Origin of the sequence: Paenibacillus sp. FSL H8-0548, assembly GCF_038630985.1 — a bacterium.
Taxonomy (GTDB): domain Bacteria; phylum Bacillota; class Bacilli; order Paenibacillales; family Paenibacillaceae; genus Pristimantibacillus.
The window spans coordinates 1,670,894-1,693,666 of sequence record NZ_CP152049.1 but is presented as its reverse complement, the minus strand read 5'-3'; the positions used below and the strand labels follow the sequence as shown (position 1 = coordinate 1,693,666).

The following is a 22,773-nucleotide window of genomic DNA, read 5'->3' as shown; positions in this document are numbered from 1 at the left end:
ATGCTAAAGCTTATAGTAACGATTACAGCAGTGCTTTCACTTTGCTAACAACGTTCTCAACCGTGAAGCCATATTCTTTAATTACGCGATCGCCAGGTGCGGAAGCTCCGAAACGGTCGATAGCAAGAATATCGCCTTGATCTCCTGTGTAACGCTCCCAGCCGAATGGATGAGCCATTTCGATCGCAAGACGAGCTTTAACCTCAGGAAGAATAACGGAGTTTTTGTATTCCTTCGATTGCTTCTCGAACAGATCCCAGCTCGGCATGCTGATTACACGTACTTGAATGCCCTCTTCTGCCAAAGCCTTCTGAGCAGCAACTGCTAGTTGAACCTCAGAGCCTGTTGCAAGAATTTGCGCTTGCGGCTTGCCGCCCGCAGCATCAGAAACAACGTAAGCACCGCGGCGAATGTTCTCATGAACGCCTTCCACAGTTCCTTCAAGGATCGGCAGGTTTTGACGAGTAAGCACTAGAGCTACCGGGTTGCCTGTGTTCTCAACAGCATACGCCCATGCAGCAGAAGTTTCGTTGCCGTCAGCAGGACGAATGACAGTCAGGTCAGGGATGATACGGATTGAAGCAAGCTGCTCAATCGGCTCATGTGTAGGACCATCTTCACCAACAGCGATACTGTCATGTGTCAATACATAAACAACAGGAAGCTTCATCAATGCAGCAAGGCGAACAGCAGGACGAAGATAATCGGTAAATACGAAGAACGTACCGCCGAATACTTTCAAACCACTGTGTAGAGCGATACCGTTCATTGCAGCAGCCATTCCGAATTCACGAACGCCGTAATAGAGATTGCGGCCATCGTAGCTGCCTGGCTTGAACTGAGTCAAACCTTTAAGGTGAGTCATGGTTGAGCTTTCTAAGTCAGCAGAACCACCGAAAATCGTAGGCACGTTTTTCGCTAGTCCGTTAAGTGCATTACCGGAAGCTACACGAGTCGATACAGCGCTATCTCCTACTTTGTATACAGGAAGATCAGCATCCCAGCCCTCTGGCAATGCGCCGGAGATCGCTAGCTCGAACTGTGCTGCAAGCTCAGGGAAAGCTGATTTGTAAGCTGCGAAAGCTGCATCCCACTGTGCGTTCGCTTCCTCGCCGCTGCTTTTCACGTCTGCAAAATGAGCGCGAACCTCATCAGGAACATGGAACTGGTGATCTTCCGACCAGCCGTATGCTTGCTTTGTCAATTTTGTTTCATCAACGCCAAGTGGTGATCCGTGAGGACCAGCATGTCCGCCTTTGCCGCCTTTGTTCGGGCTGCCGAAGCCGATAACCGTTTTCACTTCGATCAAAGTCGGTTTGGACAAATCTGCTTGCGCCTCAGCTACTGCTTTGGATAGAGCTTCAAGGTCATTGCCGTCCTCTACGCGAAGAACTTGCCAGCCATAGCCTTCGAAACGTTTTTGAACGCTCTCGGAGTACGATAGGCTCAGCTCGCCATCAAGCGAAATATCGTTGGAATCATATAGAACGACCAATTTGCCAAGCTGCAAGTGGCCTGCGAAAGAAGCAGCTTCATGAGAAACGCCTTCCATCAAGTCGCCGTCGCCGCAAATGGAATATGTGAAGTGATTGATTAGCTCATGGTTTTCTTTGTTATAAGTCGCGCCGAGCTGTGCTTCTGCAATCGCCATACCTACTGCCATTGCAATACCTTGACCAAGCGGACCAGTCGTTGCATCAACACCTGCAGTGTGACCGAACTCAGGATGTCCTGGTGTCAGGGAGCCCCATTGGCGGAAGTTTTTCAGCTCTTCAAGCGGCAAATCATAGCCGGATAGGTGAAGAAGGCTGTAAAGGAGCATCGAACCGTGACCCGCTGACAAAACAAAGCGATCGCGATTGATCCATGTAGGGTTTGAAGGATTATGCTTCATGTTTTTAGCGAAAAGCTGGTAGCCCATTGGAGCTGCGCCCATTGGCATGCCAGGGTGACCCGATTTGGCTTTTTCGATTGAGTCAATCGCAAGTGTACGGATCGTATCGATAGAAAGCTGTTCAACTGATTTCTGTGCTGCATTCATTACAATTTCCTCCTATAGTCTGATCTTATCTACGTAATAGCTTTGAATATTGTATCACTCTGTTTGAAGGTTTTCCAATATTAAAAATAGAATCACAGTATAAATATACAGTTAATTGAATACAACTGTTTTATTGTGATGCACGATAACTCGATCTTCAATATGCCATTTCACAGCGCGGGCGAGTACGACGCGCTCAATTGTGCGGCCAATACGCTTTAGGTCATCTACATTATCGCGGTGGCTGACGCGCTGAACATCCTGCTCAATAATTGGACCGCCATCGAGCTCCTCGGTTACATAATGTGCGGTTGCTCCGATAATTTTCACGCCGCGAGTGTAAGCTTGCGCATAAGGCTTGCCGCCTACAAAAGCAGGAAGGAAAGAATGATGAATATTAATGATGCGATTAGGAAATTGCTCGATAAATCTCGGCGAAATAATTTGCATGTAGCGTGCTAATACAATGATATCCGCTTTGTCCGCAACGACTTCCATCTGCTTGCGTTCTGCTTCTTCCTTCGTTGACGCAGTAACTGGAATATGGTGATACATAATGCCGAAGGACTCTACCAGCTCGCGCATATCGGGATGATTGCTGATGACCATTGCGATATCAGCATTCAAATCTCCGGCCTTCCACTGCCAGAGCAGCTCCAGCAAGCAATGATCCTCTTTGGATACAAACACAGCTAGGCGTTTCTTGCGGCTTGCACGGAATGTATGCCACTTCATATCGAAGCGGTCAGCTACTCTAGCAAAATCTTCAACAAGCACGGGAAGCTCTTTATCCAGATCGTTCAGATCAAACTCGAAGCGAATGAAAAACATGCCGCCCTCAGGGTCCATCGTATATTGATCCGATTGTACGATATTTGCTCCGTGCTCATACAAGAAATGCGAAACAGCTGCAACGATGCCCGAACGATCTGGACAAGAAATAAGCATGCGGGCTCGGCCGTTTTTTGTGCCGACAGCATTGCTGTTTTCGGACGGGGGAATTAGTGATGACATAACTTCAATCTTCCTCTCACAGATATATATAAAGTAATTTTTTTAAATTCTGGCAAGTAGCTCTTTGCCGCCAAACCAAGCGACGATGCGCTGATTAACCTGCTCCTCCGTCAATTCAGAAGAGAGAGCCTCGCCAGCAATAATAAGATCATACAAGCGCTCCATTGGCTCGCGCGGATCTGCTTTCTTAGCTTTGGCATCGTTTTTCAGCAATTCCCAAGTAGAGATTACGAATAACCTAGGATCGATTTCCTGCTTGCCGAAGAAATGATGAAGCCGCTCCACATCCTCGAAGAACGGTTCGCCTAGACGCGGCCTGCCATTACCGCTAAGCAGCGCAATTTCCGCCTCATACATCGGGCGATCTGTTTTGTCTTCCTTGCCAATCCACGGCGTCTCCAATATGAATGGACGACCCTGAAGCCCTTCATGATTCACAATTCTTTGAATCGCATCGTGTCCAAGCCAGCCAGCACCTATCGGAGCATGTCTGTCCTTGCTTGCAGCACGTGGATTTTTGCTGTCATTCACGTGAACGACAGCAACACGGTTTAGTCCAACAATGCGGTCGAATTGCTCCAGCACGCCATCGAGATCATCGACAAGGTCATAACCCGCATCATGCATATGGCAAGTATCCATACAGACCGTTAAACGTTGATTGTCCTCAACCTTGTCAATAATAGCTGCAAGCTCTTCAAAGCTGCGGCCAATTTCGGTTCCTTTGCCTGCCATCGTCTCAAGCGCGATGTTCACATTGGTTTCCTTCGTTCCAGCAAGCACCTCGTTTAAGCCTGCTGCAATGCGAGCAATGCCATATTCAGCATCCTTGTCTGTATAAGCGCCTGGATGAAGAACAATATTCCGAACACCGATCTGCTCCGTCCGACGAATTTCTTCTTGCAAGAAAGAAACCCCAAGCTCAAACGTAGCATCCTTATATGAGCCCAAATTCACAATATAAGGAGCATGCACAACGATTTCGTTGATGCCGGATTGCTCCATTAGTGCTTTGCCTTCTTCAATATATAGCGTATCGATCGGCTTCCTCCTCGTATTCTGAGGTGCGCCGGTGTAAATCATAAATGAGCTGGAACCATATGAAACTGCCTCTTGTGCTGCTGATAGCAGCCCCTTGTCCGAAAATGATACATGGGAACCTATTTTTATCATAAATTTATCGCCCCTTTCGGTTGATCAAACCTTATTTTACAAGGAATGTCGAAATAAATCTAGGAATACGGTATAATTCATTATTGAGGTGAAAGACACTTATGAAAGTAGCGCCTGATTGGTTTATGTATTTTATCGTTTTTTGGGCAGTAGTCATGGTTGGTGCCATGTCCATTGGCGGTTTTTTCATGTTTCGAAAATTTCTCAAGCTGCTTCCGATGCGAGACGGCAAGTCTAAGCTCGATTGGCAAAATTACTGGGTAGACCGCAGCCGCAGCATGTGGAGCGACGATTCCAAGGAGCTGCTCGATGAGCTAGTATCTCCAGTGCCAACCGCTTTTCGCGATATAGCCAAACATTCCATCGCAGCCAAAATTGGCCAGGTGGCAATTGAGCACGGCGCATCGTCCGTTACGCGCGAGCATTGCATCGAGGGCTACATACGAGCTACTCCAAAACGTGATTATCGCAGCCTCGTCACATTCCTTGACCGTAAAGGAATTGACTACGCTCCCTATAAGCATTTACTTAATAAATGAGTTTAAGCCGCCCTCTGGCGGCTTAAACTCATTTATTCATTCCAGCAGAATGAACGCAGCTAATCAATCGTGAGATTCACAATCTTCTTTTACGTTTAAATATAATTATGTAACCTAACACACATTCATTTCGTTATAACATGCAGGAGGTGGTTCTCATGATGAACACATCAAGGAAAAGAAAAAATAAAAAAGCAGTCACAGCAGGAGCCGTTCTCCTTGCTGTCATGTTAGCCGCATCAGCTTGCGGCAACAGCTCCAACACAAACAATGCAGCTCCAGGAAATGATCTGCAGGGTACAGTGGACGAGACACCGATTGTCAGTCAATTGCCTGATGAAAGCGGCGTTCTTGAGCCAGATGTATCGTCACCGTCACCTGAGCCGACAACGGACAATGGCGGCGCAGCTGAAGAACCAGCAGCATCGGTTAAAGTTAATGAAGGTACATTTAGCGGTCTAATTGACTCTCACTCCATAGAAGTTGAAACAGCTGCAGGTGTAATTGTTCTACAAGTAACTGACGATCAATCGGGCATGGTCGAGGCTCTCTCAGACGATGCAAAAATAAAATTCGAGTATACGGAAAAAGCGATCGAAGGCGATGCCAGCATCAAGCAAAATTGGCTCGTCAAAATCGAGGAAATTAAGTGATCGGATAAGCAAAGGGGCGAGCTTTAGATGCGGGTTGCAATTGCTGGTGGAACGGGCTTTATTGGAAGTGCGCTCACAGATCGCTTGTTGAACAGAAATGATGAGGTATTCATTATCTCTCGAAGCGGAGCAAGGGAGCAGACAAGACGCCCCGGAGTTACCCATGTAACATGGGACGAGCTTGATACTGCTCCTGGTTTGCTGGAAGGCATTGACGCCATTATTAATCTTGCTGGAGAATCTATCAATCAGCGCTGGAGCGTAGCGGCTAAGCACCGTGTTATGGATTCAAGAATCACAGCGGCAGCACGCATCTCAAAACTAATGAACTCCCTGGAGCCAAAGCCTCCGCTGGTCATTAATGCATCCGGTATTTCTGCTTACGGAATATCATCAAATGAAATTTTCGATGAATCCAGTCCCATGAAGGTTACTGATTTTTTATCAGAGGTCGTTAGCAATTGGGAGCAGGCCGCAGACGCTATTCCGGCAGAGCGGCTTGTAAAGCTTCGCGTCGGCGTTGTCCTGGATAAGAAGGATGGAGCATTTCCTTTGATGGCTATGCCTTATCGCTTATTTGGAGGCGGCAGGATCGGCAGCGGCAAGCAATGGCTCTCTTGGATTCATCTTGAGGATATGATTCGTCTTATTTTATTTATTTTAGACCATGAAGATATAAGCGGTCCTGTGAATGGCTCTTCGCCTGATCCAGTAAGCAATGACGTATTTGGCCGGGCAATTGGCAAAGCAATGGGAAGACCGCATTGGTTCCCCGTGCCAGCCTTTGTGATGAAAGCCTTGTTCGGCGAGATGTCCACACTGCTCTTGGACGGGCAGCGCGCATTGCCGCGCAAAGCGCTTGATCATGGGTTTGTCTTCCGCTTTCCGACGGTCGATAGCGCTATGAATGATTTAGTAGGCGGCAGATAACCCAGAATTAACGTCCCCTTTTTTCAACTCGTAGGATGGGCCAGTCACACCTGCTAAATGGATAATATCCCCTATAGCCAGCTTATAGCTTTTGTAGGGGATCATCGCTTGTCCATTCAGCAGGCTCCCATTTCTCGAACCTAGATCCTTCGCTCTATATTCGCCCTTCAGGTTTTCTATTTCCAAATGAAGACGAGAAACACCACTCGCTAGCTCTTCATAGCTCAACCGCTCTCCCATTCGTCCAATTCGAAAGAACTCCTCTTCTAAATCCAGCCTACTCAATTGTCCCTCCCAGCTTCTTTGCAGCCAGATTTCCGCTTCAACTGCCTGCGGCGGCTGATGAGTATTGCGCCCGATCAGCATCGTTGGCTCTACTTTGGTATCCACTGGATTTGAAACTACTACACGCAGTGGAGCCGAAGGTTGATCTGCTCCTTGTTCACGAAGAGCTCCGGCGTACATTTCTGGTTCCGTAGCATTCCTCTCCAGCTCAACATTCCTATTACTTGGCTCCGTGAACAATCCATCGATAGACCTCTGCCGAGACCAATCCATATCATCCTCCTTGGAGTATCCCTGCTTAATCTCTCTTCTTCTCACTGCTAGCAAAAAAAATGATAGAAGAAGCAAGGTTAGACCAGAGCTGATGAGCAGAGCTTGCCTTGTTTCCATAGCAAAATAAACAAAACGCCATACGCACGATATTGCAATGATAAGCCCGGCCGCCATGATCCATTTTCTCTTCGTATTCGGCTCATCCTCATCATCATCAGACTCTTCTAAATACAAGGCATCTTCAACAGCTTTAATAGAACGATCCTGATCATTAAGCTCTGCTTTATAATCAACTGAATCTGAATAGTGCAGCTCTGACGGAACAGATGACGGCTGCAGCTGCTGTGCGGATCTATGCCATAAATTTTGCTCCTTTATTTCAGGCTCCACTCGGAGTGGCTTCGCAACGGGTGACGTTCCAATTAATTCTAAAAGTATGGCCCGAAGCTCCGCAAGCGGCCATCGCTTAGCAGCTAATGGCTGGAGCACACGCTGCAGCCCCTCGCCGTCTATATGGTCAATATAGGAGGTAAACCGAACAATAAGATACAAGAGATCGCCCGCCCCGATCGTTTGATCTTCTGGCCCTCCTTTCATCGGAACGTAGGCAATGCGAATATGATGAAGATCCTCTCCGATAAAGATATACTGCTCATCAAGCAGACAGCCCTCAGGCCGCAGCATATAATTTTTGCATTCAAAAAGCGCATCCGTAATTCCTAATATAAGCGTATAATATTGTTCCATTGTGAGCGGCTGCTGCTGCAGGCGATGCAGGAGCATCTTCATCCCCGACAGCTTATAGCGAAAGGTTACTTTACCGTCCATCTCAAACCAATCTATCGGCAGGAAATTCGGTATCTGTTCGCTGTGCAGCATATGAAGCTCTATCTCATCCAGCTCGCTCCTATAAATGCCGCTCTCTCGATCCAGCATCATTTCATGCTCCTGATTCATTGTAAAATCAATTCGAAAGCTCTGCATGAACCAATTTCCCCCTTCTAGCCAGCCTGCTTAACTAATGATAGACCACACTGTTATTGCAGCAGGGGCGACAGCCAGCATAAACGGAAATTTTTTGCCCGACCTCGCCCATTGCAGCCATTGCTGCTTCCTCCAGCCCACAGCAGGCACAAAAATAGCAGTTGCCCCCTCCACCAATCGTTTTCCAAACGTACGATTCATAATAACTAGACATATGCCAATTGCGCCTGCATACAAAATCGAATACAGCAGCACTTGCAGAACAGTCCATACACCTAGCCAAGCGCCTAAAGCAGCAAACAGCTTGACATCTCCAGCACCGATCCCTTTCGCCAGATGAAGCAGCAGCAATGGAAAAAAACCTGCGGCTGCCCCTATTAAAGCTGCTGTTATGCCCTCCATCCCACCTAGAACAGCATGATAAACAATTGCCGCAGCAAAGGAAGCAGCTGTCAGCCAATTCGGAATGATCTGTTTTCTAATGTCAACAATAAAAGCGATAGCCAAAAACAAGCCTGCTGCCACTAGCTGAGTAATATTCACTACAATCCCCCTTATTCCAGAAAACGTCCGTTTGCTTATTAGCTTCCACTGCTGCTCTTCTCAACAACAAAATGCATCGCTACTCTGTTGCTCTCCTTATTCACCTCAGAAGCAGTTAGCTCCCAAATGCCAGGCGTCGTATTGCCTGATACATGCCAAGTCCACTTTACGTAACCATCGGCATCAGCCGTCGCTTCCCCCAAATGCTTCGCTTTGCTTGACCCGCTCTTGTACATGACACCCAAAGAGATGGCAGCGCCCGGCACCGTCTTCACCGTTACAGTTGCCTTTCGTCCCGGCCGCAAGGGCGTCGGCTCAATAGCTACAATCTGAATTGGAATATGATCCGCTTGATTGTTCTCCGTGCCATACCTTGCAGGGAGAGCGTCGCTTATCCAAACCCGCTCAGAGGCTTGCTCCTTAAGAATAATCGGCTTGTTATAGAAGGGCAGCTTTAATGGAAATTCATATTCTACAGCAATCGTCAAATAAGACTCGTTTTCCTTATCAAGATCAGGCAGTGACAGCCAGCCTAAGCTTAGCCGCTCCTGATCAATAATTGCGGCATCAGCAAATTGTTTTAACAATGGCTCGACAACAGCACGGCCAATTTCTGTAGCAGCCATATTTTGCAGCGGACGGAAATCGCCACGCAGCGCAGATGATACCAGTTCTCCTGCTGGGTCAGGCAGCCATTCCGCTGCTTCTGCCGCAATCTCACTCCAAGTAGATGTTGGCAGCAGCGTTCGCTCTTCCACAGGCTGTTTATCTGCTGCTTGCTGCCATGCTAGCTCGATCGGATGTATATGTGCCGCAATTTGTCTTACTGTCTGGGAAGCGGCTGAATGCAACGCCATTTGCACGGCACACAACCGGATCAATGTTACAAAGACTAGAAGTACAACGATAATCATAGGCATAACTAACGCGGCTTCTACGACTATTGACCCTCGCTCATTTTCCTTAGGCCGATAATTAATAGGAGCCGCCAATCGTCTGTGTCGTCTCATATCGATTGCCGACAACCTTTCCTTCCAATAGTCCAAGGCTTCCAATTACCCGTATAAGTCCAAGAACAAACCACAGCTCCATTGAAACATTCGCTTCTCCCGTAACCCCACTTGGAACAGCAGATAGGACGACACCGTTGTTTTGCTCAATAACTGCAATCATTCTAGCCATGCTTGCCTTATCGCCCGCCCCATGCATAAGAATAAACAGCCTTAGGTAGTCCTTGTAGGAAAGCTCTACCTTTACGTATTTCGATAACGGGGCCGAGCCACGTTCTGCGAAGGCCAGCATATCCTCCATCGTTTTCTCTAAGCCATAAATAAGCGCCGCCGACAAAATAAGCAGCGGATGCCCCAAAGAACGGCTCGCTATTAGTCCCTCCATCGTTCGAACAGCAAAGCGAATAGCAAACAGCTCCCCATAAGCTGCAGCTATGTTGCCTACTGAATTATGAAAGCCATAAATAATATATTCCGTTTCCTGGTTATGGAAAGAAGCCGCTTTCTCCAGCTCTGACATATTTCCTTCCATTATCATTGAATACAAATGCTGGGGGGCGAAGAAGGCAAATCGATGAACAGCGTATTCACCAAAATACAAGGAGTCCCTTGTACGCTCGAGCATCCCTGCCATCCCAGCAAATAAACCGCTCATTTTCGCTGTGGAATGTTCTGCTGCCTCATGTGCATCGCTTGCTTTTCCCATCGGCGCATCGGTTATCGTTTCATCTATCTGCTCATTGAACAGCATATTATCGTTATAGCGCTGCTTAACCTGCTCAAAAACCTGCAAGTGCTCTTCCGATTGCAGGACCGTTGTCAATCCATTGAGCAAGCTGCGTGCCTGCTTCCAAAGAGAATTTGCTTCCTCCTCCTGCTGTTTCAGCTTCGCCTTTAAACCGCCTTGCTCATGCTCCTGCTTCCGATTGACCATTACGCTGGCTGGACGAATATACTTCTCTTCATATCCTTCATAGGCGAGTCTTATGCTCGCTGCACTGTCGTACAAAGCTTCACTAGAACTGCTTACAACCGGCCTGATTAATGAAGCTAAGCTTTTGTCTTGATACGCTGCTGCTTCCGCATCGATCGCCGCCGCAGCTATTCCTTGCGCTTCCAGCTCATGTACATATGCGTTAAACCAGTCATCCGACTTGACTAGCTCTGCTGCTGCAGCTTTTACTTGCTCGATATCATCAGCAGTTCCATCAGGAAGCTCATACTCCTCAGCCCCTTCCGCAATGGCTTTCGATACGGCATCATAACCTGTGCTATCCTGCTGCTGACTGGCTTCTTCGGCAAGCTTCAGCAGCTCCTCATTTAATGCGCGTGCAGCTTCCAGCTCCCTCATGGCATTTCCTTGCTGCTTCATCTGTTGATCCAACTGCTCGCTGCTAAGTCTCCGCAGCATAACGCTGAATGCCGTCGCCTTCTGCTCGTATGCTCTAATTTCTTTTGAGGTGTTTTCTGTATCAGCAGCTGGCAGCTCTGACAGCAGCTTCACCTTTGCGGCGTACGCTTTAAATTCTGAAGCGATGCTAAGCGCGGTGTTCTCTGCAGCCGAGACTCCTGCCGACTGAACCGGAATCAGTGCGTGAATCCCGCTGTCTCTCATCTCCGAAGCTGACCGCTCTTGCAGCTCCAATACTTTGGCGAGATGAGCTTCCCGTCTTTCATAAAGCTTTCGCATTCTCTCCAGCAAGCTAAGTGTGACGGATGCCTCCTTCATCGCTTCAGCCATCGGTGCAAACTTCGTGACAAGCTCCAGTGTAAAATCAACCGGAGCCTTGTACTTCATATCCTCCAGTACCTGTCTGGCAAACACTTCATGGCTGCCAAGATACGAGGCTGCATGAAGAGTAGAGGACTCCAGCTTCGAACGAACCATTCGAATCCCTTTTTTATTAGAACCGACAGCGCCCTCTCCATTAGCCGTCATCACATCGGAGAATATGAACTGTCCCTCCGTCCCCCCGCGGCCAAATAATCCGTAGCGCTCATAAAGAGCAGAATCATAAGCAGAAAGCACCGATCGAACGCTCGACCTTACAGCATCCTCGGTCAGCTTGTGCAGGGCTGCAATTCGGGCATAATCAATGAGCAATGAAAAAAACAACAGCAGCGACGATAATACGATAACCGAAAATATGGTTACTGCACCGTCTTCCCGAAAGAGCAGACTATGCTTGCTCTGCTCAGCCTCTGCTCCCTTCGCAACCTTTTCAATCATAGCCGCCGTATCCCTCCTTCAAGTGCCTATCTGCTCACAAGCTCACTCGATCATTTTGATTTCTCCTCCTGCATTGATCCTTTATAAGGAGCTAAAGCCTGTCCCGCTCGCGATCTCGATTGTTCCCCTCCGCCTGCCCCTTTCGAAAACTTAGCATAGTAGTACCTTACAAGATCGACACTTCTTATAAACTCCACTGGGTCAACCACAGAGGCAGCTGCAACACTTTTGGACTCACGCCGCAGCCAGCTCTTCTCTACCAGCTGATTCGACAACGGTGCTTTCAGCTTTACCTCAATGGTTTTCTTAACTGCGCTTCGCTCATAGCTAACTTGTCCTTCGTATGCAAGCCCAGCTTTGCCTATCCATTCCACCGATTGCTTCAATTTTCGGTTTGCCAAAGGATCATTCTCCTCAGCCTTCGCTTCCATAAGAGGAAGTGCCACGACTGCTGTACCCTCTTCTTCACTTGTTCCAAACAAGCTGCCAAGCAGCTTATCCTCGCTAATTCGCCAGTAAAGCCCATCGTAGCTAAGGTTAGTCAGCATGCCATTCCTCGCCTCGCGAGAGCTGTTATCCCAGCTGTACGCCGCTCGCTCAGCCGTTGTTGATGCGGCGTAATAAACGATCACCTTCTGATACATATACATGCCAAACAAAATGAATAATAAAATCAGTCCCAGCAGCAGTGGAAATACGATCGTCGACTCCAGCGTGAAGCTGCCCTGCTCTTTTCTCAGCAAGCATAGCAGCTTAACCTTCATTTTATGTGCGTACATCAGCACCGCCTGCTAACTGAAAATTTTATCCGCTTCATCATCTGCTTTTCCCATAAGTCTCTCAATAAGCTCAATAATCCAATCCTTGAACAGCAAAGCAATAATAATAACAACTGCAATAATCAAAATAATTTCTAACGTACCGAGGCCCTCTTCTTCTGTCCAAAATGATTGAATTGCTTTAGCTAGCTTTTTCATCGATCCATCTTCCTCTCTTTTTCTCATATTCAAGACATTAATAAAACGGCTGGCGCAGCAACTAAAATCATAAGCACAAGCAATATCCCCACAAGCGGGAAAACAAGCTTCGAGGATGCCTCCTCTCCACGTGATCTAGCAATTGCCTTTCGTTTCTCCCATAAGGTATAAGAAAGCTCACGCAAAGCAAGAACGAAATGCTCCCCTCCGCGGCGATAATTCAGCAGCAGAACCGTTGTAAATATCGAAACCTCCTGAACAGAGCAGCGCCTATTAAATTTTTCAATCGTCGTGCTGAAGGGCTGGCCATTGCGCATCGAGACTACCGCAACTCCCCACTCCTTGTAGAGAGGATGCTGGCCAGCCTCCTTCCCATCCAAGCATTTAGCCAATGCCTGCTGCACCGTCTCACCTGCGCCTACAAGCAGCATAAGCTTGCTCAGCATATCCGGAAGCTCTGTAATGATCTGCTGCTTGCGCTGCTCAACACGCCGCCCAGCCTCCACGAACGGGCGCAGTACAAGCACAATGCCTATCACAGCCCCCATCGCGAGCAGAACAGGCTCTTGTCCGAGCAGACTCAGCCAAGCACAAATCGTTAAAGCAGCGTAGCCAGTCCCAAATCCCACTGCCGCTTCTGCCTTCGTCTGCTCGATCGACCAATGATTATCCATCAAGACAAGCAGCTTCATATGGTAGCTGCCCATAGGCAGCTGAAGGGAATCAAACAGATGAAGCCGTTCAAGCAGACGCATGAAGGGGTTGATTAGGACAAGCTGCTTAAGCCGCGTCATACCTTCACTACTCTCTCGTTTCTTATTTGCTAGATGGAGCCAAATTAAACGAAGCGCTCCACTACCGACCAAATAAATCCACAAAACGGTCAGCACGGCAGCGACCAGCGCAGCAGCCATCCCCATCCCTCTTTTCTTCGCTACATACGTATATCCATCATTTTTATCATGATCCAGAAGCAGAAGCCGAGTAAAACTAGCGCCGCCGTCAACAATACGTATCCAAACCCTCCATACAGCGGAGCCATATAGTCAGGAGCTGCTACGCTTAAAAAAGCTAGAAAAACAAAGGGCACGGCCATCATAATTCGTCCCTCAAATTTTTTCTGAGCAATCATAACGGCTATCTCCTGCTCAATTTCTAGTTTTTCTCCAATAATAACCGAGGTTCGTTTCATCACCTCCAGCAAATCTCCGCCCGAGCGCTTGCATGACCCCAGTGCATCAACAAACTGTGTAATTTCATCAATGCCTGCACGATTCGCAAAATGACGAAGCGCATACTCCAGAGGCTCGGCATTTTCCAGTCGAAATCGAACAATTTGAAACTCGATTAGAAGCTCCGTTCGAGCATCAGGATAGAGCAGCTTTAGATCATCAAGTGTTGACAAAAAAGCATTTTCGATAGATCTTCCTGCAGCAAGCGAGGAAATGAGCGAGAATAATGCCTCCTTAAATTGCAGCTTCAAACGCTCTTTACGCTGCAGCAGCAATGACCTGCGTCTGAATCTTGGTGCGATTATTCCAAATAACGCAGCTATTAACGATAGAAACATAGAATGATAGAACAGGTAGACAGCCGCATAAATAACTATTGCTGCTGCAAGGGCTGCTGCAGTAGACTGTTTTCTTGTCAAATAGTAATGATCGTAATTCGTTAATTGTCGGCCTGCTCTTAAATTGTCCAGCGTGATGCTGCTCTCCCAGCCGCACCATTCAAGCGCTCTGTCTATCGGTCCGCTCTGCTGCCGATTTTGACGGTAGCTTTTGCTAGCTTCATAAGCACTTCTCATATGGCAACTCCTCCGTTTATGCTCTTCCCAGCCATAATCAGCTTATCCAGCCTGACAAGCTGGTTCGCTGTACGCTTAAGCCCGCCAACTACCTGAGCGCCACATTCCTCCTCCTCTTCAAAAAGAAATAACGGCTGAAGCAGTACTTCTCCAGCTTGCATCCCAATCACCTCACAAATTTCAGTTACTCTGCGCGATCGATCACGGAACCTGGATAGATGGATAACAATATCGATCGCGGACGCGATTTGCTGACGAATCACCAGCACTGGCAATTCCGCAGCGCTCAGCGCCATCGTCTCTAGACGAGCCATCATATCCTTTGCTCCGTTAGAATGGCCCGTTGACATGCTTTTGTCTTGGACAAAAGAGCACTTAAAAAAGAATAAAAAATATCCCCAGCATTGTGGATAACTGGGGATTAACGATAAGGATATGATGGGCCATACACAGGCTTATTACATTTGATGCACATGTAAATTCTAAAGTGGGTGCTGGCGTGTAGCTTTTCGTTGATTGTGATGTGCTTGCCTTTCATGGCAGCCATACACATACACAGGCCGTCTTTGTAGAGGTCGATTAGTTTGATGGGTTCGGTCATGTTAGTCCTCCAATATAAAAAAAGCCAGACGCTGAACCCTGATAATCACCCAACACGGATGATGTTTCGGATGCAACGGCCAGCCTTTAATTAAAAGGCCCGGGTAAGCCCAGTCCCTAAAATAGCACTCATAGCCTCAGGGGAACTACCACACAGGCAGCTTACGAGATTGTTCGTCCGGTCTGAGGACTTACTTGAACACTATAGTTAATTTTAACAAAAATGTTATACGTTTATCAAGCGGTTTTATAATAACCCTTCATTTCGCATTATATCCGCTACTCTCGATAACTTCCGTATTGCTTCAACCTGATTCTTCCCTGGAGCTGCCGCTTTGTCGTAGAGGTCTTTAACTCTCGTTTGCAGTGATGCAGCATTCAACAACTGCCCTTGTAAGTTCTCGTTCAGCAGCATACTAAAATCAATATCTGCAATGTCTGCTCGTACCTTCACCATATCATAGCCCGGGCATAGTGTTGGTGTTATCTCTCCATGTGCTTTAAGCGACTTGAACGCTGGCATACTGGCTTTGGCGATATAGTACGCAGCATACAAGGCGTTACGGTCAGAATCGATCAGCACGTCATTGGCAGCGTAGTTGCCTGATACAGATATATGAACGGTATAGCTATTATTAGAAGCAACACCATATACGAATGTTGTTAGATCGTTACAAATGTACACTTTACCATTCCGCACAAATAACGAATATGGAAATCCTCCATCACCGTTTGCGCGGTTTTTTGTCAAACTGATGTGCGAATTGGCAATGTTTATTATCAGTTGAAGATCGCTGTATTTGGCTGTATCAGCCTTTGATATAGCGTCATGGTGCAATACAATATCTGTGAGCGCATCAACGTTTCTAGGAGGGTTTATGTCCGTCCAACTACCTTTAGGGTTAACTGGTATCTGACCGCGTAGGTCGATGATTGGAACGGATGCTAGGTTACTTGGCAGAGTCTTGGGTAAAGTCCACTGTGTTGTCATTCGTATTCCCCTTTCCTACTCTAGCTTTATCGATACCGCCCTCAACCATGATATAAACCCATGTTGAAATCGTTCCTACTGTAAGGTTAATGACTGGCATCCACGTATTAAGCTGACCGTCAATGTCTAGTGTGCCGGACAGGAACAAATACGCGCTAATGCCGTTTACGATTAACGATGCTAGGAGTGCTTGAAACTTCGTTTTTCCTAGCTTTTTGAGGTATTCTTTCATGATCTTCACTCCCCATGATAATTTTGATGATTGCTTCAAGTTCGTCGGAATAGGTATCATTGGGCCTTCTTGTCCACTCGATTCGATTCCCAACCTTTCCATGATCAAATGTTGATTATGAATGTACGCCTTGACCTCTGAATCATCATCCAACAGCCAAGGGATATAGCGGCGTAACTTCTTCTTCACTTTGCGTTGCTTCAATAATACGTATACGGCTGTGCCTAATGCGGTTAAGCTGAATCCGTTTTTCCAAAGGGTATGAGCCATTTCTATAATAAGATCGTACATAGGTTGCACCCCTATAGAGCAGCTTGTCGTAAGTGTCGCGGTCAACAAAAAAAGCGATAAGGCGTAGCGCCTCGTCGCTTAGTGGTGAGTTATAGTGTTCCGATTCGTGGAATTCAATCAATTGCATCAACTCCCGAACGCAAAAATAGCCATGGGATGCCTTCCCAATGGCTACATGCGAATTATATTATATCATTCTAGTTTTGTAAAGATGTGGTATAATTCCTGTTAAGTACATAAAAGGCGATAAGGGCGGTCGGCTAATCCTCTGTGAAAGGAGGATGACGCTTATGACAGTATTCGAGACGATGTATCTTATGATCGCATTCGCAACACTCGTGTTACTGATCAGAAAAGACAAATAGACCGCCCCCGGCAAGGTTCGGTCTACCCATTAACCAATCTTCCAAAGCTGACCGCTCTTAAAGCGGATGTGTACCAAGGGCGTAGATGCTGATACATCTGCGCTCTTTCTTATTTTAGTCAAGTATACACCATTTAATTCTTGGTGTAACCAAATTTGTTGAGCTGCATAAACGAAAATAACCCGCCCAAGTTGCGCAAGGTCCGGGTTATTTTCTGATCGTTTAGAGGTCTCCCACCCAAGTATCGTGCAGGAGGGCAGTTGGCGAACTGCTCTCTTTTGTTATTGTAAGCATATCATAGGTGTTTTAGACGTGCAATGTGGGGATTGGTGCCTTTTTCATCATTTAGCGGAAAATACTTTCTGCCCACTCAAACAACCTTCCGAGAATCGGTATTTTATCGCCTATATATTCGTAAATTGATTCAATTTCGTATAATAGAAGCGATCCGAAATATACTATAGCCACAACGCCAATCATGTTAAGAAGTACTAAAAAACCGTTTTTGAATTTGGTCGACATACCGCTACCTACTCCTTAGTTTTAGGCACTCCCAACTCTTCCAATCTTTTCATTCCTTGTATTCTTAGGAAATTAATTTCTCTTTGTATATCTCGTAATTTATCAGACCTATCTTTCGCGGTCAACAACGGATTTCTTTGTGTTTCCTTTTTAGATGAATTCAATTCGCTGACTCGTGAGGATATACTACCTTTTTTGGTGCTCGTCACTTCATCATAGGCCGTTTGATACCAGTTTGGGAGAGGTTTGTCAGCGACAGTATTAGCTGCTTTAGCCTGAGAAACACTTGTTGCATAACCGTAGTAATCCTCGGATATACGATTCTTCATCACCGGATCTTCAAGAAGTTTCAGCTTAGTTAGCGTTTCATCCCACGCATTTCCTACAGGATCACCTTTTCCAACAGTTGAAGTCATTGGTAATCCTACTTTCGCAAGGTCGCCGCCGAATTTCTGAGCTAAGTAATCAAAGGTAAAAGCATCGATCCCCATATTCTCCGCTGCCCAGTTAGCTGCAGCACTCGTCGTTTCATTTTGTTGCATATTTCTGGGTAGGCCTTGGTATTCTCTTGGTACAACGTCACCACCGAAATAGTTTTGTCCACTAAATACAGACACTACTGGCTCAATTGATGATCCGCCTAATGAAGATTTCACAGCCGCCACTGGGTCTAATTTTCTTTCTGGATTTGTGAATGCTGCTGCTGGACCTGCTAGGTATTTAGGTAAGAATGCGTTAGCTCCCTCTTGAATATTTTCTTTTACTCCTGGTAGATCCTGACCATCTTTAGCCCATTTATAGAAGTTGAGGATTTGATCAGCGATATATGCTTCTGTAGGCTCAACAGGGATTGTTCTAAATTTACCGTCAGCGGTTTTTCCGACTGGTATGCCTTTCTCAAATCGGCTGCGTTGTTGGAAATCGGGGTCGTTCTTATACTTCTCGTATGCTGCGATTTTAGCGCCAGCAATACCAAGTATTAAAGCTACTGCAGAAACGGGTTGCTCTTTGAATCTCTTAACCAATCTATAAGTCCCTTGTACAGCAGCGTTAGAATATGGCAAGAACGCTTCAATGTTCGCCCCTCTATGACCGCGCCTTGACCAGTTAACCGTTGCTTCTCGTGCGGCATCGACGGCAGCTCTGACATTCTCAGGATCCCTACTCCATCCCGTCTTGCGCATCTCGGCGTTAAATGCAGATATGCGAGGGATGTTTTCCATAGCGTCGCCTAGTGCTTTCAATGGCCTGAGAGGGTTATAATTTCTGATCGTTTTCAGAGCATTACGTCCCGATAGTATAGGATCTCTCGTTATGTCCGCACTAACTGATCTAATCTTTGAATCCCCTTTTAAATACGCTTCATAACCACCGCCAGCTCGATAGTATTCACGCGCTAATTTACCAACATTTTTAGCTCCTGGAACGAATGAAGGTAACCAATCGGCTATTTGGCTAACCATTGCGTGACTTATATCTGCAAGAAACATCTTCTTGTTCTTTGATTGAGCAGCTGCAATTGGCATGTCGCGTAGCGCAAGTTTCGCCCCTTGAAGTGGTGCCAGTAGTCCTGTTGCTGATTGCTTGATTAGTTTTGATAATCCGTTAACTATCTTCACCACATCATTCAATTGTTCCGGCGATATCCCCTCAATAGCTTTCAAAAGACTAGGATCGCTTACACGCAGCTTAACGGGATTACCCTCTAACATTACAGTTACAGTCGCTTGGCTGTCTCCTGTGGCTTGTTTAGCTTTCTTGAAAAGACCGTTCAGTTCATCATTCAACATTGCTGCTACACCATCGGGACCATTATCCTCAAGCGCTTCATTTATCGCTTTCAACGTGGCCTTCTTCATATCTGCTGTTTCTTCGACTATTTCTATTACGCCTTTGTACTTGTCGGGATCGGCTTTTATGGCATCATGCAATTTGACCATTGCCCTGTTACGCATCATCGCATTGTACGATGCCCCAGTGCTTTCGATCATGCCCTGTGCTGGTTCGATGATCTTCTTTGTACTTCCGACTGCCCGTTGGATCGGTGCTCTCTGACCGCTGAATCCTGACCGTGAAGAGTTGAATGCTAGCCTATTTTTCAGGTTCGTTTTGCTGACTTGACGCATCATAGGAGCGTAGTTTGGATTCGAATTTCTGAGCACGCCGATAAGTTCAGGTGATGCGATACCACTCTGTACCCACAAATCCTGACGATTACCGTTGAATTGGTTCCAATCATCTCCGAATTGCTTCAACCACGGGTTACGAGCTTCTAATTGACTGAGCATTGCAGCTGCTTCCGTTCCGGATTGAGGGAACCACGTTTCATTGCCGTATACTTTCAAACCTCTGTCCATACGGCTAATGGCATCACGCATAATAACATATCTATCAGCTATGTTCTTCTTTCCACGCGGCACAGTGGCATATACATCTTTCAATGACTTACCTAGCACGTTGCCCTCTAGGTCCACAAACTTATCTTTGATAGTCACGTTAGCAAGGTTATTTGCTCTAGTAGAATCCATAGCAGCATCGTATGTTTCTTTATCAATCTGTTTAAATGGTACGAACCGGTCGATATAATCCTCATTTGTCGCTGAAGCTAGATTCTCTGCGCGTTCAACGAGTGATGTACGTTCCTTGGCCCTGCTCACGATTTGAGTATCAATTAATTCTTGGCCGTTTGCTCCAGGAGTGATACCAATTGATTTGTCACCGAACAGTTTGTTAAACCAATGTTCTTTTGGTGCAGAAGTTGGAGCCGCTGGCAGCAGCGAGTCCTTATTCGACAATGCAACACGTGCATTCTGAGGTGCGTCTATCGCTCCTGCAACACGACCCATGCGTAACCTATCAGCTTCTTTTCTAACATTCGGCGATTTCCCATTAAGCAAATCATCGAGGTTATAACCGCGCTCCTTAGCCGCTTGTTTAGCTACATCAAACATACTTGCGTTCCTCTGTACCTCTGTTGCTAATTGACTCATGTCCTCATATGAAAGTTTACGCACATCATTAAGAGACACGTCTCCAAGATGCGGTTTAATCCACTTAGCAAGCTCGTTCGGGTTTTCTAACGGTGGTGTCATGCGTTCGAACACGATCGGTTTAATATCGCTCATAACTTTGTTTACATAAGTTTCGTTGTTGCCAAGCTTCAAGCGTCCTGTTGAAAGGCTGTCTCCTGCTTGTTGGATCGCTTTCGATGATTGTAACATGTTGCTGATTGCTTGCTCGCCGAAGCTATTAGCTACTGCTCCAGCACCTTTAGCAGCTCCAGCAAGTAGACCGCCACCAGCTGCACCAAATAAAGCGCCCCATTTAGCTTGGTTAGCAGCCTCGGTCAGACCACCTTCTGGATTAGATGCAAGTGACTGACCGGCAGCCAAAGGAGCTCCGACAACGCTCTCTTTGATTACTTCACGCCCAATCGTAGGCAATGCACCGGAACCCATACCGAGCTTAGGAGCTAACTTTGATATTAGATTACCAGTTGCCGCTGTAGCTCCACCGATGGCGGTAATACCAGCACCCGGAGTATATAATTGCTCAGCTACTTTTGCAGCAGGTTGTGTCAACTCTTGGAGTTTATCGACTGCCCTTAATCCCAATCCGAGTACCGGAATATCGCGTCCAGGCAATTCAGCATTGATTGAAGCTCTATTTTGGAGGTTTGTCGGCTGTGCAGGCCCTTGCATTGGTCGGAGATCCGTATTTACGCTTTGCGGCGTGAAGGCTGTTGTCGCTGTTCTCAATTGATCCTGTAGAGTAGGCAGAGTAATCTTTTTACTCGTAGTTGCTGCCTGTTCAGCTCTTTTAATTGACGCTTGCCGCTGAACTTCTCTTTCCTTTTCAATGCTCGCGCGTCTGTTAGCAAACGCCGAACCACTGCTTGATCCGCTTTTAGAACTTACACTGCTAGTAGCAACTGAGGCAATGCCTAGATCCTCTCGACGTTTGTCAAACATTCCCATAGTTCACGCTCCTAGCTCGGTAGAGGAATACCAAATTTATTATAAAGTTTAACCATGTCCGCTTCTGATAGGTTCGGATTGTCGAGAATCATGCTTTCGATCTGTGTCAGTTGGTTTGGAGAAGGGGGCCCAGCAATGTTTTTGCCGCCCGGTAAATTGTTAATGATATAGGTTTCCATAGCTGCAGCTGTTCTTGGTCTATTGATATCTTGTATCGTAGACTCTGTAGATGGTTTGGAGCTGTTTGACCCACCGTTACCCGATCCACTAGATGACTGATTAGCTGAAATCCTGTTTTCTTGGCTCACATTAAGATTGTGACTAGCCCATGATAAGGCGTTCTGTACACCGTCTTGCTTAAGGATGCGATCAAACTCTTTCTGCCACTGCGCATCGGCGGTAGCGTCACGACCTTGGGTATACTGTAAGCTTGTATCGTATTGGCGTACACCTTCGTTAAACTGATTTGTGGCCAAGTTTTGATTAAATTGTTGATTATCCGAGTTAAGTTGGTAATTGCGGTTTGAATCAAGTATGTTTTGATTCAACGACTTGCCGCCTAATGTTTGTTGATTCCCCAACATTCCCGTTAATTCCGCTATCTGAAGCTCTCTTTGCTGCTGCTGATAGTAATCATTTAACATCGCACTCATACGTTCAGCTTCCATGCCGGCCGTCGCTGAAGCTACATCGGATTGATAAGCGTTTTGCAGGTCACTTGTGCGGCGTTCGATGTCGGAGTAGTCCGCTGCTTCTTGGCGTCCTAGAGATCCTAAATTGCCTTGTAGCGTCATTCCACGAGTTAGTTCAGCTTGTGCGTTGGATCCTGCACCAGTACCACCACGAGCCGCCATAAACTCCGCAAAATTACGCGCTTGTTGCTGACTTCCTGCTGCTGTTTGATTCTTTGCGTCATAGTACTTCGGCTGGATAGCAGTTTTCTCGGACCCGAGATTGGACAATCCTGCATTTCTGCTCTTTTCCAATGCTGCTAGTGTCTGATTTCTCTTTGCTTCAGCTAGTCCGTCAATGTAACCGCTAGGTGATACAGAATTATTTGGCGTTGATATTACAGGCTGCTGACTGTTCTTGGCCGCTACTAAGCTGTCATACATAGAATTGTTTGCTGCGCTGTTTGTGTTTGTCAGTGAAATTCCATTCGCTGCTTTTCGCTTAATTTCAGCCTCGGTAGCAGCTCTCGTTTGATCGTATAAGGCGTTGTTGCTTGCATTTGTTGAGTTGGTAAGGGCGATACCTAAAGACGCTTTACGCTTAACCTCTGCCAGCTGAGCGGCGTTTTGCGCTGCTGTTGCCATGGTTCATTCTCCCCTCGTGG

Annotated in this window: 19 protein-coding genes; 3 read left to right on the top strand and 16 right to left on the bottom strand. The window is 46.7% G+C overall.

The window, feature by feature from the left end; genetic code table 11:
- Nucleotides 1–22: 22 nt before the first annotated feature.
- The 3 genes from tkt to MHI37_RS07165 form a co-directional block, all read right to left on the bottom strand.
- Entirely contained in the window at nt 23–2,041 is a 2,019-nt protein-coding gene (tkt, locus tag MHI37_RS07175) for a transketolase (protein WP_076334429.1), read from the bottom strand.
- A 111-nt stretch (nt 2,042–2,152) separates the two neighbouring features.
- Nucleotides 2,153–3,055, bottom strand: a complete 903-nt coding sequence (gene purU / locus MHI37_RS07170; RefSeq protein WP_076334430.1) for a formyltetrahydrofolate deformylase — start codon at nt 3,053–3,055, stop codon at nt 2,153–2,155.
- A 42-nt stretch (nt 3,056–3,097) separates the two neighbouring features.
- Entirely contained in the window at nt 3,098–4,228 is a 1,131-nt protein-coding gene (locus MHI37_RS07165; RefSeq protein WP_076334431.1) for a deoxyribonuclease IV, read from the bottom strand.
- A gap of 101 nt (nt 4,229–4,329) precedes the next feature.
- Between MHI37_RS07165 and MHI37_RS07160 the strand changes: the two genes are divergently transcribed.
- From MHI37_RS07160 to MHI37_RS07150, 3 genes are all read left to right on the top strand, one after another.
- Nucleotides 4,330–4,767, top strand: coding sequence for a DUF2621 domain-containing protein (locus MHI37_RS07160; RefSeq protein ID WP_076334432.1), 438 nt, complete (start codon nt 4,330–4,332; stop codon nt 4,765–4,767).
- A 158-nt stretch (nt 4,768–4,925) separates the two neighbouring features.
- Nucleotides 4,926–5,420, top strand: a complete 495-nt coding sequence (locus tag MHI37_RS07155; protein ID WP_076334433.1) for a hypothetical protein — start codon at nt 4,926–4,928, stop codon at nt 5,418–5,420.
- Between the two features lie 27 nt (nt 5,421–5,447).
- A complete protein-coding gene (locus tag MHI37_RS07150) occupies nt 5,448–6,350 on the top strand; it encodes a TIGR01777 family oxidoreductase (protein WP_076334434.1) in 903 nt (300 codons plus the stop codon).
- On the opposite strand, the gene MHI37_RS07145 is transcribed toward MHI37_RS07150, so the two are convergent.
- The 13 genes from MHI37_RS07145 to MHI37_RS07085 form a co-directional block, all read right to left on the bottom strand.
- Entirely contained in the window at nt 6,333–7,892 is a 1,560-nt protein-coding gene (locus MHI37_RS07145) for a DUF6382 domain-containing protein (protein WP_076334435.1), read from the bottom strand. The two genes, MHI37_RS07150 and MHI37_RS07145, sit on opposite strands and share 18 nt — an antisense overlap.
- Before the next feature lie 30 nt (nt 7,893–7,922).
- Complete coding sequence (locus MHI37_RS07140) at nt 7,923–8,435, bottom strand: A24 family peptidase (protein ID WP_179090106.1); 513 nt, start codon at nt 8,433–8,435, stop codon at nt 7,923–7,925.
- A 38-nt stretch (nt 8,436–8,473) separates the two neighbouring features.
- Nucleotides 8,474–9,445, bottom strand: a complete 972-nt coding sequence (locus MHI37_RS07135) for a TadE/TadG family type IV pilus assembly protein (protein WP_144023569.1) — start codon at nt 9,443–9,445, stop codon at nt 8,474–8,476.
- Complete coding sequence (locus tag MHI37_RS07130) at nt 9,411–11,675, bottom strand: hypothetical protein (RefSeq protein WP_076334437.1); 2,265 nt, start codon at nt 11,673–11,675, stop codon at nt 9,411–9,413. Before MHI37_RS07130 ends, MHI37_RS07135 begins: the two co-directional genes overlap by 35 nt.
- Nucleotides 11,676–11,725: 50 nt before the next feature.
- Entirely contained in the window at nt 11,726–12,454 is a 729-nt protein-coding gene (locus tag MHI37_RS07125) for a TadE/TadG family type IV pilus assembly protein (RefSeq protein ID WP_083675995.1), read from the bottom strand.
- A 12-nt stretch (nt 12,455–12,466) separates the two neighbouring features.
- Nucleotides 12,467–12,652: a Flp1 family type IVb pilin gene (locus tag MHI37_RS07120; protein ID WP_076334438.1), complete on the bottom strand. Its 186-nt coding sequence runs from the start codon at nt 12,650–12,652 to the stop codon at nt 12,467–12,469.
- Nucleotides 12,653–12,681: 29 nt separating this feature from the next.
- Nucleotides 12,682–13,566, bottom strand: coding sequence for a type II secretion system F family protein (locus tag MHI37_RS07115; protein WP_179090107.1), 885 nt, complete (start codon nt 13,564–13,566; stop codon nt 12,682–12,684).
- Nucleotides 13,567–13,586: 20 nt separating this feature from the next.
- Nucleotides 13,587–14,459 (bottom strand): type II secretion system F family protein, encoded by an 873-nt coding sequence (locus tag MHI37_RS07110; protein ID WP_083675997.1) that lies wholly within the window; start codon nt 14,457–14,459, stop codon nt 13,587–13,589.
- Nucleotides 14,456–14,776 (bottom strand): hypothetical protein, encoded by a 321-nt coding sequence (locus MHI37_RS07105; protein WP_076334439.1) that lies wholly within the window; start codon nt 14,774–14,776, stop codon nt 14,456–14,458. Before MHI37_RS07105 ends, MHI37_RS07110 begins: the two co-directional genes overlap by 4 nt.
- A gap of 530 nt (nt 14,777–15,306) precedes the next feature.
- Nucleotides 15,307–16,050 (bottom strand): hypothetical protein, encoded by a 744-nt coding sequence (locus MHI37_RS07100; RefSeq protein ID WP_076334441.1) that lies wholly within the window; start codon nt 16,048–16,050, stop codon nt 15,307–15,309.
- Complete coding sequence (locus MHI37_RS07095; RefSeq protein ID WP_076334442.1) at nt 16,010–16,573, bottom strand: hypothetical protein; 564 nt, start codon at nt 16,571–16,573, stop codon at nt 16,010–16,012. Before MHI37_RS07095 ends, MHI37_RS07100 begins: the two co-directional genes overlap by 41 nt.
- 895 nt (nt 16,574–17,468) lie before the next feature.
- Nucleotides 17,469–21,437, bottom strand: a complete 3,969-nt coding sequence (locus MHI37_RS07090; RefSeq protein WP_076334443.1) for an LPD38 domain-containing protein — start codon at nt 21,435–21,437, stop codon at nt 17,469–17,471.
- A gap of 11 nt (nt 21,438–21,448) precedes the next feature.
- Nucleotides 21,449–22,753, bottom strand: coding sequence for a hypothetical protein (locus MHI37_RS07085; protein ID WP_076334444.1), 1,305 nt, complete (start codon nt 22,751–22,753; stop codon nt 21,449–21,451).
- Nucleotides 22,754–22,773 lie beyond the last annotated feature (20 nt).

Bases quoted from the DNA above. Each gene is read 5' to 3' on its own strand.
- tkt (WP_076334429.1), bottom strand. From the start codon at position 2,041: ATGAATGCAGCACAGAAATCAGTTGAACAGCTTTCTATCGATACGATC.
- purU (WP_076334430.1), bottom strand. From the start codon at position 3,055: ATGTCATCACTAATTCCCCCGTCCGAAAACAGCAATGCTGTCGGCACA.
- MHI37_RS07165 (WP_076334431.1), bottom strand. From the start codon at position 4,228: ATGATAAAAATAGGTTCCCATGTATCATTTTCGGACAAGGGGCTGCTA.
- MHI37_RS07160 (WP_076334432.1), top strand. From the start codon at position 4,330: ATGAAAGTAGCGCCTGATTGGTTTATGTATTTTATCGTTTTTTGGGCA.
- MHI37_RS07155 (WP_076334433.1), top strand. From the start codon at position 4,926: ATGATGAACACATCAAGGAAAAGAAAAAATAAAAAAGCAGTCACAGCA.
- MHI37_RS07150 (WP_076334434.1), top strand. From the start codon at position 5,448: ATGCGGGTTGCAATTGCTGGTGGAACGGGCTTTATTGGAAGTGCGCTC.
- MHI37_RS07145 (WP_076334435.1), bottom strand. From the start codon at position 7,892: ATGCAGAGCTTTCGAATTGATTTTACAATGAATCAGGAGCATGAAATG.
- MHI37_RS07135 (WP_144023569.1), bottom strand. From the start codon at position 9,445: ATGAGACGACACAGACGATTGGCGGCTCCTATTAATTATCGGCCTAAG.
- MHI37_RS07130 (WP_076334437.1), bottom strand. From the start codon at position 11,675: ATGATTGAAAAGGTTGCGAAGGGAGCAGAGGCTGAGCAGAGCAAGCAT.
- MHI37_RS07125 (WP_083675995.1), bottom strand. From the start codon at position 12,454: ATGTACGCACATAAAATGAAGGTTAAGCTGCTATGCTTGCTGAGAAAA.
- MHI37_RS07120 (WP_076334438.1), bottom strand. From the start codon at position 12,652: ATGAAAAAGCTAGCTAAAGCAATTCAATCATTTTGGACAGAAGAAGAG.
- MHI37_RS07115 (WP_179090107.1), bottom strand. From the start codon at position 13,566: ATGGCTGCTGCGCTGGTCGCTGCCGTGCTGACCGTTTTGTGGATTTAT.
- MHI37_RS07110 (WP_083675997.1), bottom strand. From the start codon at position 14,459: ATGAGAAGTGCTTATGAAGCTAGCAAAAGCTACCGTCAAAATCGGCAG.
- MHI37_RS07105 (WP_076334439.1), bottom strand. From the start codon at position 14,776: ATGATGGCTCGTCTAGAGACGATGGCGCTGAGCGCTGCGGAATTGCCA.
- MHI37_RS07100 (WP_076334441.1), bottom strand. From the start codon at position 16,050: ATGACAACACAGTGGACTTTACCCAAGACTCTGCCAAGTAACCTAGCA.
- MHI37_RS07095 (WP_076334442.1), bottom strand. From the start codon at position 16,573: ATGTACGATCTTATTATAGAAATGGCTCATACCCTTTGGAAAAACGGA.
- MHI37_RS07090 (WP_076334443.1), bottom strand. From the start codon at position 21,437: ATGGGAATGTTTGACAAACGTCGAGAGGATCTAGGCATTGCCTCAGTT.
- MHI37_RS07085 (WP_076334444.1), bottom strand. From the start codon at position 22,753: ATGGCAACAGCAGCGCAAAACGCCGCTCAGCTGGCAGAGGTTAAGCGT.